Genomic DNA, 14,685 nt, shown 5'->3' with positions numbered 1-14,685 from the left:
CGGCCGGACGCGGCCTCAGAAGATGTCGAAGGCTTCCTCGGGCGGCTGTTCGTCGAAGTCGAACTGCGGGATCGTCTCCATGCGCTCGAGGTCTTCGGCCTTGATGTACTCGACGATCCCGCCCGAGCCACCCGGCAGCAGGCGGCCGTCGGCCGAGACCGACACCTGGACCATGCCCGGCGGCGGCTCGTAGGCCACGACCGGCGCGTCCTTGAGCGCCACGCGCATGAAGTCGATCCAGATCGGCAGCGCGGCGCGGCCGCCGTACTCGCGGTAGCCCAGCGAACGGTTGTCGTCGCGGCCGACCCACACCGACGCGACCACGTTGCCGCCGAAGCCGGAGAACCAGGCGTCGCGGTGCTCGTTGGTCGAGCCGGTCTTGCCGCCGACGTCCGGGCGGCCCAGGACCTTGGCGGCGGCGCCGGTGCCGCGCTGGACCACGTCGAGCATCATCGACACCAGCTGGTAGGCCACGCGCTCGTCGATGGCGCGCGGCGCCAGCACCGCGTCCTCCGGCAGCTTCTGCGGTTCCGGCCGCTGTTCGCCGGTGGTGGTGGCCGTGGCTGCCGGCCCCAGGTTGAAGCCGTCGACCACGTGTGAGGGCGTGGACTGGGCGACGCCGCCGTCGGCGCCGCAGCCGCGGCAGGCGATCGCCGGGTTCTCCTTGAACACCACGTTGCCGTTGCGGTCGCGGACCTCGTCGATGAACCAGGGCGTGATCCGGAACCCGCCGTTGGCAAAGGCCGCGTAGCCGCGCGCCACCGACAGGGGCGTGAGCGAGGGCGTGCCCAACGCGATCGACAGGTTCGGCGGCAGCTCCGATTCCTCGAAGCCGAAGTGGCTGATGTAGCGGCGCGCGTAGTCGACGCCGATCGCGTCGAGCAGGCGCACCGAGACCAGGTTGCGCGACTGCACCAGGGCTTCGCGCAGCCGCATCGGGCCGAGGAAGCGGCCGTCGGAATTCTTCGGCCGCCATTCCTGGCCGCGGCGCATGCGGAACACCACCGGGGCATCGAGCACGATCGAAGCCGGGTTGAAGCCCCGCTCGAACGAGGCCGCGTAGATGAAGGGCTTGAAGCTCGAGCCGGGCTGGCGCCGGGCCTGGGTGGCGCGGTTGAACTTGTTGCCGGCGAAGCTGAAGCCGCCAACGAGGGCGCGCAGGGCGCCGGTGTCGGGCTCGAGCGCGACCAGGGTGGCCTGGGCGCGCGGCAGCTGGTCGAGTTGCCAGCTCACCACCGGCGCCGCGTCGGGCTGGTTGCCCTTGGGCGCGGTCTCGACCCGGCGCACGCGCACCAGCTGCCCGCGCGACACCAGCGCCGCCGGGTCCTTGCCGGTCCAGCGGCTGCTGGCCGCGTCCAGGGTGACACGGGTGCCGTCGGCCAGCACCACTTCGGCGCTGGCGTTGCCGGTGCCGAGCACGATCGCCGGCAGCAGGCCGCCCTGGGCCGGGATGTCGCGGAGCCGCGCGGCGACTGCAGCCGGGTCCTCGTCGGGCGCCAGTTCGAACACCTGCTCCGGGGTCTTGTTCCAGCCATGGCGGTGGTCGTAGAGCAGCAGCCCGTCGCGGACCGCCTTCTCCGCCGCGGCCTGCATCTCCGGGTCGAGCGTGGTCGTGACGTGGTAGCCCCTGGTCAGCACGTCGCCGCCGAACCGGGCCTCCATCTCCAGCCGCACCATCTCGGCCACGTAGGGCGCGTAGGCCTCCACCGGCCGCTCGTGGGGACGGGCGTGCATCTCGACCGCCCGCGCGCGGCGGTACTCGTCCTCGGTAATGAAGCCGAGTTCGCGCATGCGCGCCAGCACGTAGTCGTCGCGGCGCTCGCGGGCGCGCTCGGGGTTGCTGAGCGGGTTGCCGCTGGAAGGGAACTTCGGGATCGCCGCCAGCGAGGCCATCTCGTCCAGGTCGAGCTGGTCGAGGGTCTTGCCGAAGTAGAACTCGGCGGCGGCGGCCACGCCGTAGGCGCGATTGCCGAAGAAGCTCTTGTTGAGGTAGAGCTCGAAGATCTCGTCCTTGGTCAGCTCCCGCTCCATCTTCCGGGCCAGGAGCATCTCCGCGAACTTGCGGGTGAAGCTGTATTCGGTGCTCAGGTAGAACTGGCGGGCGACCTGCTGGGTGATGGTCGAACCGCCGGGCACCCGCTCCTGGCCGCGGGTCTTGGCCAGCAGCCAGATCGCGCGCGCCACGCCGCGGTAGTCGACGCCGGAGTGCTCGTAGAACCGCGCGTCCTCGGTGGCGAGGAACGCCTGCCTCAGGCGCTCGGGCACGTCCTCGATCTTCACCGGGTAGCGGCGCATCTCGCCGAACAGGGCGATCAGCTTGCCGTCGCGCGAATAGACGTACATCGGCTCCTGCATCTCGACATCGCGCAGGCTCTGGACGTCGGGCAGGCGCGAGGCGACCGAGGTATAGACGATGAAACCCGCCGCCGCGGCGGCAAGACCCAGGACCACGCACAGCAGCAGGACCCAGCGCAGCACGCGGACGAGGGGACGGGACTTCTTCCGGGCGGGCCGGGGTTCGGGGCTGGACATAGGGGCGCAAGTATAAGAGTGGGGCAGGCCCTGCGCCCGAAGCGCTCCGATGGAACCCTCCAGCCCCCGCCGGTGCCGGGCGACGGCGGTGGGCACGGAGCTTGCGTGGGGTGCCGCGGAGGGGCAGGAACCGCCCCGTGGCGGGCAATCCGGCACGCTCTTGCAAATCGGCAGTTGCCACCGGATGAAAAGTCCGTTATTTAATGCTCCGGGGCACGTTGCGCACGTAAGCGCCCGTGGCAAAGGGGAAAAACGTGGGGCTGATCACAAAAAGTCAGGCACCGCTTGTCGGGGTGGACATCAGTTCGACCGCGGTCAAGCTGCTGCAGTTGTCTCGCTCCGGTGACCGCTACAAGGTCGAGCACTACGCCGTCGAGCCGCTCCCGCCCAACGCGGTCGTGGAAAAGAACATCGTGGAGGTCGAGGCGGTCGGCGAAGCGATCCGCCGCGCCGTGTCCCGCTCCGGCACCAAGGCCAAGTACGCCGCGGCCGCGGTGGCGGGTTCGGCGGTGATCACCAAGATCATCCCGATGCCCGCCGACCTGGACGACGACGACATGGAGTCGCAGGTCGAACTCGAGGCGGTCAACTACATCCCGTATCCGATCGAGGAAGTGAACCTCGACTTCGAGGTGCTGGGCGCGATGCCCGGCAACCCGGAGATGGTCCAGGTGCTGCTTGCCGCCTCGCGGTCGGAGAACGTCGAGATGCGAGCCTCCGCGCTGGAGCTCGGCGGACTCACCGCAAAGGTGGTCGACGTCGAGGCCTTCGCCATCGAGAACGCATTCGGGCTGCTCGCCAACACGCTCAACCTCCCGCGCGACGGCATCGTGGCCCTGGTCGACATCGGCGCGACCATGACCACGCTCAACATCCTGCGCAACGGGCGCAGCCTGTATTCGCGCGAGCAGGTGTTCGGCGGCAAGCAGCTCACCGACGAGGTCATGCGCCGCTATGGCCTGAGTTACGAGGAGGCGGGCCTGGCCAAGCGCCAGGGCGGCCTGCCCGAAAGTTACGAGATCGAAGTGCTCGAGCCGTTCAAGGAGGCGCTGGTCCAGCAGATCAGCCGCCTGCTGCAGTTCTTCTACGCCGGCAGCGAGTTCAACCGGGTCGACCAGATCGTGCTCGCCGGCGGATGCGCCTCGATCCCCGGCATCGCCGAAATGGTCGAGGAGCAGCTGGGCGTGCAGACGGTCATCGCCAATCCGCTGGCGCAGATGACCCTCGGCCCCCGGGTCCAGGCGCACGCGCTCGCGCAGGACGCGCCCGCCCTGATGATCGCCTGCGGCCTGGCCCTGAGGAGCTTCGACTGATGGCCCGGATCAACCTACTTCCGTGGCGCGAGGAGCGCCGCAAGCAGCGCCAGAAGGAATTCGGCCTGATGCTCGCCCTGGCGGCGCTGGCCGGCCTGGTGCTGTGGTTCCTGGTCAACCTCTACTACAACGCCCAGATCAGCGGCCAGCACGAGCGCAACCGCTTCCTGGAGCGCGAGATCGCCGAGGTCGACAAGAAGATCGTCGAGATCGAGGAACTGGACCGCCAGCGCGCGCGGCTGCTGTCGCGCAAGGAAGTCATCGAGCAGCTGCAGGCGAACCGCTCGCAGATGGTGCACCTGTTCGATTCGCTGGTGCGGACCATCCCCGACGGCGTGATCCTGACCACGATCAAGCAGGAGGGCGAGAAGCTCACCCTTGAGGGTCGCTCGCAGTCCAACTCCCGGGTCAGCACCTACATGCGCAACCTGGAGGGATCGGGCTGGATGACCAAGCCCGACCTGTCGATCATCGAGGCGCGCGACGGCGTCGCCGGGCTCCCGTACGTGTTCAACCTGACGGTCCAGCTGGCCAACCCGAACGCGCCCAAGGACGAGGACGGCGACGGCGTCCCCGATCCGGTGCCCCCGGTCAACGCCGAGCCCGCCGAGGCGGCCACGCCTGCCGAAGGAGCTGCCCAGTGAGCAAGAAGAAGGTATCGCTGAGGGAACTCGACGTCAGCAACATGGGCAGCTGGCCGCGCGAGTACAAGATCGGCTTCTGCGTGCTGCTCGCCCTGATCATCTTCGGGCTGCTCTGGTACCTGGTCACCCGCCCCAAGGGCCAGGAACTCGAGCGCCTGGAGAAGCGCGAGGTGGAGCTGCGCCAGGACTTCGAGGAGAAGCAGGGCAGGGCGACCAACCTGGAGCCGCTCAAGCAGCAGCTCGCGCAGATGGAGCAGCAGCTGCAGCAGATGCTGCGCCAGCTGCCCAGCCGCACCGAGATGCCGGCGCTGATCAACGACATCTCGCAGACCGCGCTGGCCACCGGCATCCACAACGAGCTGTTCAAGCCGGGCCCGGAAACGCCGAAGGAGTTCTACGCCGAGAAGCCGATCGAGCTGAAGATGGTCGGGACCTACCACCAGTTCGGCGCCTTCGTCAGCGGCGTGGCTTCGCTGCCGCGGGTCGTGATCATGACCATGCACGACATCTCGCTGCGACCGCGCGGGGGGCGCGGTGATTCGGTGGTGCCGCTGGGCCCGAACTCGAGCCTGGAACTGGCAGGCACGGTCAAGACCTACCGGTACCTGGACGAGGAAGAGGCCGCGGCGCAGCAGGGGGCCGCGGCGGGGACTGCGGGGGGGAAACGCTGATGCGCATTCGTTCGAGGGAGGCGGGCCTGCTCGCGGCCTGCGCGATGGCGCTGGCGCTTTCGGGTTGCGTGCGGGGCGTCACCAGCACCCCGGGGGACGCGCCGAACCTGGAGGAGTGGGTCGCCAACGTCAAGGCGCGGCCCGCGCCGCCGCTGCCACCGCTGCCGGTGATGCAGCAGTTCGAGTCGTTCGAGTATGCCGCGCAGGACCTGCGCGATCCGTTCAGCGCCGCCTTCCGCGACGACGGCAGCGGAAGCGGCCCGCGCCCGGATTCGAACCGGCGCAAGCAGGCGCTCGAGATGTTCCCGCTCGACAGCCTGGACATGGTCGGCACGCTGCACACCGGGCCGGACATGGTCGGGCTGGTGATGGCACCGGACAAGGTGACCTATCGCGTGGCGCCGGGCTCCTACCTGGGCCAGAACGATGGCCGGGTGACCAGCGTCCATGAAGACAGGATCGAACTCGTTGAACTCGTGCCGGATGGCGCCGGTGGCTGGCTGGAACGGCCTGCCTCGATTGCGCTCGAAGACAATTGATCAGGGGAAGTCAAGATGACCGTCACCACTGTGCGTAATCCGCAGCCGACCCGGCGAAGCCTTCCGCTCAAGGCCCTGGCGTTCGGCCTCGCCGCCGGCCTGCTGTCCGCATCCGCCGCGGGTTCCCCCTCCGCCGCCGGCTTCGTCCCGGCCGTCGCCCAGGTCGCCTCCGCCGACCCGGCCAAGCAGGTACCGGGCGTGGTCTCGGTCTCGGCGGTCGACTTCAAGCGCGGCGACGGCGGTGCCGGCAAGCTGATCCTCCGCTTCGACGGCGAGGGCGCCAACCCCGACCTGCGTACCCAGGGTTCGAGCGTGATCGTCAACATCGGCAACGCCAGCCTGCCGGCGTCGCTGCAGCGTCCGCTCAACGTCACCGACTTCGCGACCCCGGTCCAGCGCATCGACGCGCGCCAGGGCGGCGAGGGGGCGCAGCTGGTGCTCAGCACCGAGGGCAATTTCGAGTCCCTCGCCTACCAGACCGGCCGCGACTACGTGGTCGAGATCGTGCCGCGGGCAGGTGCCGCGGACCGTGCGGTAGGCGCGAGCAACCCCGCCGCGTCGGTCGCGGCCGCCGGGCAGGCGACCGAGGCGCGCGCGTACACCGGTCGGCCGGTGACGTTCAACTTCCAGGACGTCCCCGTGCGCACGGTGCTGCAGCTGATCGCCGAGGAGTCCAACCTCAACATCGTCGCCAGTGACACCGTGCAGGGCAACGTGACCCTGCGCCTGATCAACGTGCCCTGGGACCAGGCGCTCGACATCGTGCTGCAGGCCCGTTCGCTCGACAAGCGCCGCAGCGGCAACGTGATCTGGGTGGCCCCGCAGGCCGAGATCGCCGCGTTCGAGAAGGCCAAGGAAGAAGCGCGCCTCGAGATCGAGGAGCGCGCGGCGATGGTCACCGAGTACATCCCGATCAGCTATGGCAATGCCGAGGACATCGCCAAGCTGCTGACCGAGGAAAGCAAGACCAGCATCGGCGCGGGTGGTTCGGGCCAGATGGGCTCCCAGGACAGCCGTGGCTTCCTGTCCCGCCGCGGCAGCATCAGCTTCGACCGCCGCACCAACACCCTGCTGGTGATCGACATCCCGCAGCGCGTGTCCGAGATCAAGCGCCTGGTGACGATGCTCGACAAGCCGGTCGACCAGGTGATCATCGAGGCCCGGATCGTGATCGCGACCGAGAGCTTCGCGCGCGAGCTCGGTGCCAAGTTCGGCGTGTCGGGCGAGAAGCGCAACGTGTCGTGGGGCGGCCGCCAACCGGGGTCGTTCTCCACGCCCACCGGCCTGAACTTCAACGGGCCGGCCAACCCCGACCGTGCCGGCTCGCTGGCGCTGACCATCCTCGGCAACACCATCGACTGGTCGGTCGAGCTCTCCGCGCTGCAGGAGGAGGGCCGCGGCGAGGTGGTGTCCAACCCGCGCATCGTGACCAGCAACCAGCGCGAGGCGATCATCCGCCAGGGCCAGGAAGTGGGTTACCTGACGGTGACCGGCGGCCAGAGCAACAGCATCCCGACCGTCGAGTTCAAGGACGTTCTGCTCGAGCTCAAGGTCACGCCGACCATCACCAACGACGGCCGCGTGTTCCTGGCGATGGCGCTGAAGAAGGACGAGATCGACAGCTTCATCAGCGTCGGCCAGGGCCTGGGCGAGGTGCCCCAGATCAACAAGCGCGAGATCACCACCGCGGTGCTGGTCGAGGACGGCCAGACGGTGTCGATCGGCGGCGTGTACGAGTTCCGCGACCGCAGCGACCTGACCAAGGTCCCGTTCCTGGGCGACCTGCCGTTCCTCGGCAACCTGTTCAAGAAGCGCGGCCGCACCAAGGAGAAGGGCGAGCTGCTGATCTTCGTCACCCCCAAGGTCCTGCGCGTCGCCCAGCGCTGAGGCGCCGGCGGCACGACCACGCGACGGGGCCTTCGGGCCCCGTCCGCGTTTGCGGGGGTTGGCGGCGAAGGTGCCGTCCGGCACTGAACCCGGCGGCGCGAGTCTGGTCCAATGCGTGCTGACGCTCCGCGAACCGGACCCCATGGACACTTCCCGCGACGAGATCTCCCGCCTGCACGCCACCTTCGCCGCGCTGCGCGACGATCTCGCCGCCGAGATCGTGGGCCAGGCGGCACTGGTCGAGCGCCTGCTGGTGGCGCTGCTGGCCGACGGCCACCTGCTGGTCGAAGGCGCGCCGGGCCTGGCCAAGACCAGCGCCGTGCGCGCGCTGGCGGCCAGGATCGACGCCGACTTCGCGCGGGTGCAGTTCACCCCGGACCTGCTCCCGGCCGACCTGACCGGCACCGAGATCTGGCGGCCCCAGGAGTCGCGCTTCGAGTTCGTGCCCGGGCCGGTGTTCCACTCGCTGCTGCTGGCCGACGAAATCAACCGCGCGCCGGCCAAGGTCCAGTCCGCGCTGCTGGAGGCGATGGGCGAGCGGCAGGTGACGGTGGGTCGCGAGACCTATCCACTGCCCCGGCTCTTCCTGGTGATGGCCACCCAGAACCCGATCGAGCAGGAGGGCACCTTCCCGCTGCCGGAGGCGCAGCTCGACCGCTTCCTGATGCACGTGCGCATCGGCTATCCGCAAGCCGACACCGAAACCGAGATCCTGCGCCTGGCCCGCGCCCGCGCGCGCGACGACCTCGGGCCGGACCGCCCGGCGCCGGCGCGGATTCCCCAGGCCGACGTGTTCGCCGCCCGGGCCGCGGTGCTCGACCTGCACATGGCGCCGGCCGTGGAGCGCTACCTGGTCGAGCTGGTGCTGGCCTCGCGCGATGCGGCGCGCTACGACGCGGCGCTCGGGCGCCGGATCGCCTGGGGCGCCAGTCCGCGCGGCTCGATCGCGCTCGAACGCTGTGCCCGCGCCCATGCCTGGCTGGCCGGCCGCGACTTCGTGACCCCCGACGACGTCCGCGCCGTGGCGCCCGACGTGCTGCGACACCGCGTGCTGCCCGGCTACGAGGCCACTGCCGAGGGCTGGGACGGCGAGCGCCTGGTCGCGGAACTGCTGGCCCGGGTGCCGCTGCCATGACCGGCGCGCCTGGCATGGCCAGCGGCGATCCGGGGCGCTGCGGGTGAGCGCCACGGGCGTCGAACGCCCGGTGCACGGGCCCGTGTCCGCCACGGAGGATGGAAGCCGCGGCGTGGTCCCGACCCTGGCCGAGCTGGTCGCCCTGCGCCAGGCGGCTGCCGGCCGCAGGGTGCCGCGACGCGGCCGCCATGGCGCCAGCGGCCCGGCCCCGGCGCCGGTGCGCGGCCGCGGCATGGAATACGCCGAGTCGCGCGCCTACGCGCCGGGCGACGACGCGCGCCATGTCGACTGGCGCCTCACCGCGCGCAGCGGGCGCATGCACACCAAGCTGTTCCAGGCCGAACGCCAGCGCCTGACCCTGCTGGTGGCGGACACCGCGCCGTCCCTGTACTTCGGCACCCGGGCGCGCTTCAAGTCGGTGCAGGCAGCACGCGCAGGCGCGGTGGCGGCATGGGCGGCGCTGCGCGACGGCGACCGGCTCGCGGCCTTGCGCGGCAGCGGGGACGAAGCGCCGGTCCCGCCCGCGGGCGGGACGCGAGGCGTGCTGCGGGTGCTGGATGCGCTGGTGCGCTGGTACGTCGCGCCGCCGCGGGACGACGCGGGACTGCCGCTGGCGCTGGAACATGCGCGGCGCCTGCTGCGGCCCGGTTCGCGCCTGTTCGTGCTGGCCGATCCCGGCAGCATCGAGGCCGTCCCTCGTGCCGCCTGGGCGGGGCTGGCCGCGCACCACGAGGTGACGGTGCTGCTGCTCCAGGATCCGCTCGAGCGCGATCCGCCGCGGGCACGGCTGCCCTTCGTCGACGACGGTCGCAGGATCGAGGTCGATCTCGCCGACGGACGCGAGTACGACCGCTGGCGGCAGGCGTTCGCCGGCGCGGCGGCGCGGGCCGCCGATACCCTGCGTGCCCACGGCGTGCGCGCGCACCTGCTCGACGCCGACGCGCCCAGCCATGCCTGGCTGCCAGGGAGCCGGGCGGGAGTCGCACCGGCGTGACCGGAGCCGGACTGCCGCTGCGCGACGTGCACGTGCCGCCCGCGCCGCCGTGGTGGCCGCCGGCCCCCGGCTGGTGGGCGGTGGCGGGCGTGGTGCTGGCCTTGCTGCTGGGCTGGGCGATCTGGCGCTGGTACGCGCGTCGCCGCCGGCGCCTGGCCGCCGCGCTGTTCGACCGCACCGTGGCCGCGGCTCCCACGCCCGCCGAGGAAGTGGCCGCGATCTCCGCGCTGCTGCGGCGCGCGGCGCGCCGGATCGAACCCGGCGCCGACACCCTCGAGGGCGAGGCCTGGCTCGAACTGCTCGATCGCGGTCTTCCCCACGGCTTCCGCGACGGCCCCGGCCGTCTGCTCCACGAGGGCGCGTTCCGGCCGCGCGTGGATGCGGGCGAGGTCGAACGGCTGCGTCCGCTCGCGCGTGCGCGCTTCATCGACTGGATGCAGCGGCGATGAATGCGCTCCTCGACCGCTTCGCGGACCTGCTGCCCATGTTCGCCTGGCCATGGTGGCTGCTGGCGGTGCCGGCGCCGTGGCTGGTGCGGTGGCTGCTGCCGCCGGCGCGCGACGTGGCCCCGGCGCTGCGCGCGCCGTGGGGCCGGCGCCTGGAGGCGGTGGCGGGCGGCGCGCCGCTGCCGGGCGTGCGCCGCATGCCGTGGTTGGCCTGGCTGGCGTGGACGCTGCTGTGCGTGGCCGCCGCGCGGCCGCAGACCCCCGGCGAGGCGGTGCAGCCGCCGGTGTCGGGACGCGACCTGATGCTGGCCGTGGATCTGTCGGGCAGCATGGGCGAAGAGGACATGCGCCTGGGTGGCCGCGCGGTCGACCGGCTGACCGCGGCCAAGGCGGTGCTCTCGGATTTCCTCGACCGCCGCGAAGGCGACCGGGTCGGTCTGATCGTGTTCGGCCAGCGCGCCTACGTGCTGTCGCCGCTCACCCTCGACCGCGAGAGCGTGCGCAGCCAGCTGCTCGACAGCGTGGTCGGGCTGGCCGGTCGCGAGACCGCCATCGGCGACGCGATCGGGCTGGCGGTCAAGCGCCTGCGCGAGCAGCGCTCCGGCCAGCGCGTGGTGGTGCTGCTGACCGACGGCGTGAACACCGCCGGGCAGCTGGATCCGGAGAAGGCCGCCGAGCTCGCGCAGGCGCATGGCGTCCGCATCCACGCCGTCGCCTTCGGTGGCGACCTGCCGGGACTGTTCGGCATGCGGATGCCCGGCACCATGGCCGAGATCGACGAGGAAGCGCTGCAGCGCATCGCGGCGGCCACCAGCGGCCGCGCGTTCCGCGCCCGCGACGCGCGCGAACTGGCGGGGATCTACGCCGAGATCGACCGGCTCGAGCCGGTCGAGCGCCCCGGACAGCTGCTGCGGCCACCGGTCGAGCGCTATCCATGGCCGCTCGGCGCGGCGCTGGCGCTCGGGTTGTTCGCCACGTGGCGGCCACGGCGCCGCTCGCGCGTGGCAGCCGATCCGTCGGAGGCGGGCGCGTGACCGGCCTGCTCGCGCAGCTGCAGTTCGTGCGCCCGCACTGGCTGTGGGCGCTGGCCGCGCTGCCTCTGCTGGCGGCGTGGTGGTACCGGCAGCAGCGTCGCGCCAGCATCTGGCACCAGCATGTCGATGCGCACCTGCTGCCGCACGTGCTCGAAACGGGCGCGACGCGGGCGGGGTCCGGCGGGCTCGCGGTGCGGATGCTCGCGTTCGCGCTGGCGGTCGTGGCCCTCGCCGGCCCGGGCTGGCGGCATGCGGACGTGGAAGTGCGCCAGGACGGTCGCGCGCTGGTGGTGGCGCTGGACCTGTCCTCGGCCATGCTCGCCCCCGACCTGCCGCCGTCGCGGCTGCTGCAGGCGCGCGCCTGGCTGGCCTCGCTGCTGGAATCGCACGAAGGCGAGGTCGGGCTGGTGGTGTTCGCCGACGATGCCTTCACCGTGGTCCCGCTCACGGGCGACCCGGCCAACGTCGCGATCTTCCTCGACGCGCTGGCGCCGGACCTGATGCCGGTCGACGGCCACCGTCCGGACCGGGCGATCCACCACGCCCTCGCCCTGCTGGCGCGGGCCGGCCACGCGCGTGGCGACATCCTCCTGCTGTCGAACGCCGCCGATGCGGCCACGGTGTCCGCCGCCCAGCGTGCGCGGGCGCAGGGGGTGCGGGTCTCGGTGCTCGGACTGGGGCGGCCGGCGGGCGCCAGCTATCGCGCGGGCGACGGCAGCCTGCGGCCCTCCCGCCTGGAGGCGGCGTCGCTGCAGCAGGTCGCGCAGGCCGGCGGCGGCGCCTACGCCAGCCTCGCCGCGGTGGGCACGGCCGGGGTCGGGTCGCTGCTGCCCGGCGCGTCCTTCACGGACGGCGGCGACACCCGCACGCTCACGGGCACCCGCCTGCTGCTGGACGGCGGGTACTGGCTGTTGCCGCCGCTGATGCTGCTGGTGCTGTTCGCGTTCCGGCGCGGGGTGGCGCTGATGGCGCTCGGTGCGTTGATGCTCCTGCCTCCGGGCCTGCAGGCCGCGGGTCCTGGCCCGGACGCCGGGACGCCCTGGCGCCGCGCCGACCAGGTCGCGCACGCGCGCATGCGCGAGGGCCTGGAGGCCTATCGCGCCGGTCGTCACGACGAGGCCGAACGCATCTGGCGCGACCTGCCCGGGGCCGATGCGGCCTACAACCGCGGCAATGCGCTGGCCCGCGCCGGTCGCCTCGAGGACGCCCTCAAGGCCTACGACGAAGCGCTGCGCCGGCAGCCGGGCATGCAGGATGCGATCGCGAACCGCGCGCTGGTCGAGGCCGCGCTGCGCCGCGATCCGCCGCAGGGGCAGGGCGGACCGCGCCAGCAGCCCGATGCGGGCAACGAGCGCGACGGCGACGGCCAGCCGGGCGGCAGCGCGCCGGATCCGGCGCAGGATGCCGCGAGCGGAAGCGACGGCGAGCCCAGGGGCGAGGCGGAGGATCCGCCGGAGCCCGAAGGGCCGCAGGACGCGCCGGAGCCCCCCCGGCAGGACGGTGATGGCGACCAGCAGCAGGCCGACGCGGCCCAGCGCGAACGCATGCAGCGTGCGCTCGAGGAAGCCGGGCAGGGCGCGGAGGACGACGACGGACGCGCGGTACGCGAGGACGCGCAGGAGGCGGGCGGCGCCGAGCGCGAGCGCCGCGAAGCCGTGGAGGCCTGGCTGCGCCGCGTGCCCGACGATCCGGGCGGGCTGCTGCGCGCGCGCTTCCGCCTGGAGCACGAGCGTCGCAGCGGCGGGGGAGGCGCGCGATGATGGCGGCCATGGAGTCCCGGGCCATGCTGCGACTGTTCGCGCTGCTCCTGGCCGTGTCGATGCTGGTCCCGGCACACGCAGCCACGCGCGCGTGGCTCGACCGCGACCGGATCGGCGTCGGCGAAACCACCACGCTCCACATCGAGACCGACCAGGCCGATGCGCCGATGCCGGACCTGCTGGCGCTGGAACGGGACTTCGCCCTCAGCGGGCACGGCAGCCACCGCTCGACCGCGCAGGCGGCCGGCGGCGGGCAGCGGCCGCGCGTGCTGTTCACGGTCGCGCTCCAGCCGCGGCGCGAGGGCGTGCTCACCGTGCCGGCGCTGCGCGTGGGCAACGAGGCCACGGCGCCGCTGGGACTGACCGTGGCGCCCGCCGCGCCCGCGCCCGCGCGCGCCGGCGAACCGGTCTTCATCGAGGCCGAGGCCGACAGCAACGCGCCGTGGGTGCAGCAATCGGTCGGCTACACCCTGCGCCTGTACTACGCCACGCCGCTGGTGTCCGGACAGCTCGACCAGCCGGTGCCCGACGGCGCCGCCGTCCACCGCGTGGGTAGCGACCTGCAGTACAGCCGGGAACTCGCCGGCCAGCGCTACACCGTGGTCGAGCGCCGGTTCCTGGTCGTTCCCGAACGCAGCGGCACCCTGGTGATCCCCGGCGCGCGCTTCGAAGGCACCGGCGTGGGCGGCTTCTTCGACGACATGTTCGGTGGCGGCCGGCGCCCCCTGCGCGCCACGGGGCCGGCGCAGCAGCTGCAGGTGCGCCCGGTCCCCGATGGCGCGCCGCAGCCCTGGTTGCCGCTGCATTCGATGGAGCTGCGCTACCTCGCCGCGCCGCAGGACCTGCAGGCAGGCGAGGCGGCGAGCCTCGATGTCGAACTGGTGGCCGACGGCGCCGCCGCCAGCCAGCTGCCGGAGTTGCGGCTGCCGCCGGTCGACGGCGCGCAGGTGTTCCCCGAACCGCCGCAGGTGGACGAGGTGTTCGAGCGCGGCCGCCCGCGCACGCGGGTGACCCGCCGCTTCGCCATCGTCCCGGCGCGCGCCGGCTCGCTGCACATGCCAGGGCTGCGCCAGGGATGGTGGGACGTGCGCTCGGGCGTGGAGCGCACCGCCACCTTGCCCGACCTGGCGTTCGATGTCCGCCCCGGCGCCGTCGCGGCGATCGCCGACGATGCGGCGCAGGCCGCGTTCGAGGCCGGCCGTGGCGACGGCGCGGCGCGGGCGGCCGGACCGTGGCGGTGGCTGGCGATCGGCTTCGCGCTGCTCTGGGTGTGCACGCTTGCATGGGTGCTGCGCGAACGCCGCCTTGGCGCCAGGGCGCGCGTGGCCGCCGCGCGCAGCGCGGTGACGGCGGACGATGCGGCCCATGCGCCCGCAACCACCGTGCGCGAACTGATGCAGGTGCTCATGACCGGCGATCCGGGCGAAGTAGAGGCTGCGCTCCTCGGGCTCGCCTCGCCCCGTGCGGCGGGCCTGGATGCGCTGTCGCGCATGTTCGACGACGAGGCCCAGCGCGCCGCCATCGCGCGGCTGCAGGAAGCGCGGTGGAACGAAGGCGACATGGCGCAGGCCCGCCAGGCGCTGCGCGAGGCGTTCGCGTCCGGGCCGCGCTGGCGCGATCGCGGCAAGTCCGATCCGGTTGCCGCGCTGCTGCCGCCGCTGTACCCGGAACGGGGGCCATGACGCGCACGCAACGGACCGGACGCGGCCTGCCGGCGGGGTTTGCTAAGC

The 14,685-nt window shown here is 72.5% G+C and carries 12 protein-coding genes; 11 read left to right on the top strand and 1 reads right to left on the bottom strand.

What is annotated here, in order from left to right; translation table 11 throughout:
• Positions 1-15: 15 nt before the first annotated feature.
• Positions 16-2,532, bottom strand: a complete 2,517-nt coding sequence (locus LUTJ29_RS0103770; RefSeq protein WP_051322674.1) for a penicillin-binding protein 1A — start codon at positions 2,530-2,532, stop codon at positions 16-18.
• 254 nt (positions 2,533-2,786) lie between these two features.
• Between LUTJ29_RS0103770 and LUTJ29_RS0103765 the strand changes: the two genes are divergently transcribed.
• From LUTJ29_RS0103765 to LUTJ29_RS0103715, 11 genes are all read left to right on the top strand, one after another.
• Positions 2,787-3,845, top strand: coding sequence for a pilus assembly protein PilM (locus tag LUTJ29_RS0103765; protein ID WP_027071382.1), 1,059 nt, complete (start codon positions 2,787-2,789; stop codon positions 3,843-3,845).
• On the top strand, positions 3,845-4,489 hold the full coding sequence (locus tag LUTJ29_RS16015) for a PilN domain-containing protein (RefSeq protein WP_051322673.1): 645 nt from the start codon (positions 3,845-3,847) through the stop codon (positions 4,487-4,489). Before LUTJ29_RS0103765 ends, LUTJ29_RS16015 begins: the two co-directional genes overlap by 1 nt.
• Positions 4,486-5,160: a type 4a pilus biogenesis protein PilO gene (pilO, locus tag LUTJ29_RS0103755; protein ID WP_027071381.1), complete on the top strand. Its 675-nt coding sequence runs from the start codon at positions 4,486-4,488 to the stop codon at positions 5,158-5,160. Before LUTJ29_RS16015 ends, pilO begins: the two co-directional genes overlap by 4 nt.
• A 44-nt stretch (positions 5,161-5,204) precedes the next feature.
• Positions 5,205-5,699: a pilus assembly protein PilP gene (locus LUTJ29_RS0103750; protein WP_144774445.1), complete on the top strand. Its 495-nt coding sequence runs from the start codon at positions 5,205-5,207 to the stop codon at positions 5,697-5,699.
• A gap of 15 nt (positions 5,700-5,714) precedes the next feature.
• Positions 5,715-7,586, top strand: coding sequence for a type IV pilus secretin PilQ family protein (locus LUTJ29_RS0103745; RefSeq protein WP_027071379.1), 1,872 nt, complete (start codon positions 5,715-5,717; stop codon positions 7,584-7,586).
• 142 nt (positions 7,587-7,728) lie between these two features.
• Positions 7,729-8,721 (top strand): MoxR family ATPase, encoded by a 993-nt coding sequence (locus tag LUTJ29_RS0103740; RefSeq protein WP_027071378.1) that lies wholly within the window; start codon positions 7,729-7,731, stop codon positions 8,719-8,721.
• A gap of 70 nt (positions 8,722-8,791) precedes the next feature.
• Positions 8,792-9,715 (top strand): DUF58 domain-containing protein, encoded by a 924-nt coding sequence (locus tag LUTJ29_RS0103735; protein WP_027071377.1) that lies wholly within the window; start codon positions 8,792-8,794, stop codon positions 9,713-9,715.
• Entirely contained in the window at positions 9,712-10,164 is a 453-nt protein-coding gene (locus tag LUTJ29_RS0103730) for a DUF4381 domain-containing protein (protein ID WP_027071376.1), read from the top strand. The genes LUTJ29_RS0103735 and LUTJ29_RS0103730 overlap by 4 nt, the downstream gene beginning before the upstream one ends.
• Complete coding sequence (locus tag LUTJ29_RS16010; protein WP_051322672.1) at positions 10,161-11,195, top strand: VWA domain-containing protein; 1,035 nt, start codon at positions 10,161-10,163, stop codon at positions 11,193-11,195. The genes LUTJ29_RS0103730 and LUTJ29_RS16010 overlap by 4 nt, the downstream gene beginning before the upstream one ends.
• Complete coding sequence (locus tag LUTJ29_RS0103720; protein ID WP_027071375.1) at positions 11,192-12,955, top strand: VWA domain-containing protein; 1,764 nt, start codon at positions 11,192-11,194, stop codon at positions 12,953-12,955. Before LUTJ29_RS16010 ends, LUTJ29_RS0103720 begins: the two co-directional genes overlap by 4 nt.
• 23 nt (positions 12,956-12,978) lie before the next feature.
• Positions 12,979-14,637 carry a BatD family protein gene (locus tag LUTJ29_RS0103715; protein ID WP_051322670.1) on the top strand — a complete coding sequence of 553 codons (1,659 nt, stop codon included), beginning with the start codon at positions 12,979-12,981 and terminating at the stop codon, positions 14,635-14,637.
• The last annotated feature ends 48 nt before the right edge of the window (positions 14,638-14,685 follow it).

Source organism: Luteimonas sp. J29, assembly GCF_000472505.1.
GTDB lineage: Bacteria > Pseudomonadota > Gammaproteobacteria > Xanthomonadales > Xanthomonadaceae > Luteimonas.
The sequence above is the reverse complement of the archived record's forward strand: the minus strand, read 5'-3'. Positions and strand labels throughout refer to the sequence as shown.

What these genes read in the sequence shown, in the direction of transcription:
- LUTJ29_RS0103770 (WP_051322674.1), bottom strand. Translation starts at nt 2,532, where the DNA reads ATGTCCAGCCCCGAACCCCGGCCCGCCCGGAAGAAGTCCCGTCCCCTC.
- LUTJ29_RS16015 (WP_051322673.1), top strand. Translation starts at nt 3,845, where the DNA reads ATGGCCCGGATCAACCTACTTCCGTGGCGCGAGGAGCGCCGCAAGCAG.
- LUTJ29_RS0103750 (WP_144774445.1), top strand. Translation starts at nt 5,205, where the DNA reads ATGGCGCTGGCGCTTTCGGGTTGCGTGCGGGGCGTCACCAGCACCCCG.
- LUTJ29_RS0103745 (WP_027071379.1), top strand. Translation starts at nt 5,715, where the DNA reads ATGACCGTCACCACTGTGCGTAATCCGCAGCCGACCCGGCGAAGCCTT.
- LUTJ29_RS0103740 (WP_027071378.1), top strand. Translation starts at nt 7,729, where the DNA reads ATGGACACTTCCCGCGACGAGATCTCCCGCCTGCACGCCACCTTCGCC.
- LUTJ29_RS16010 (WP_051322672.1), top strand. Translation starts at nt 10,161, where the DNA reads ATGAATGCGCTCCTCGACCGCTTCGCGGACCTGCTGCCCATGTTCGCC.
- LUTJ29_RS0103715 (WP_051322670.1), top strand. Translation starts at nt 12,979, where the DNA reads ATGCTGCGACTGTTCGCGCTGCTCCTGGCCGTGTCGATGCTGGTCCCG.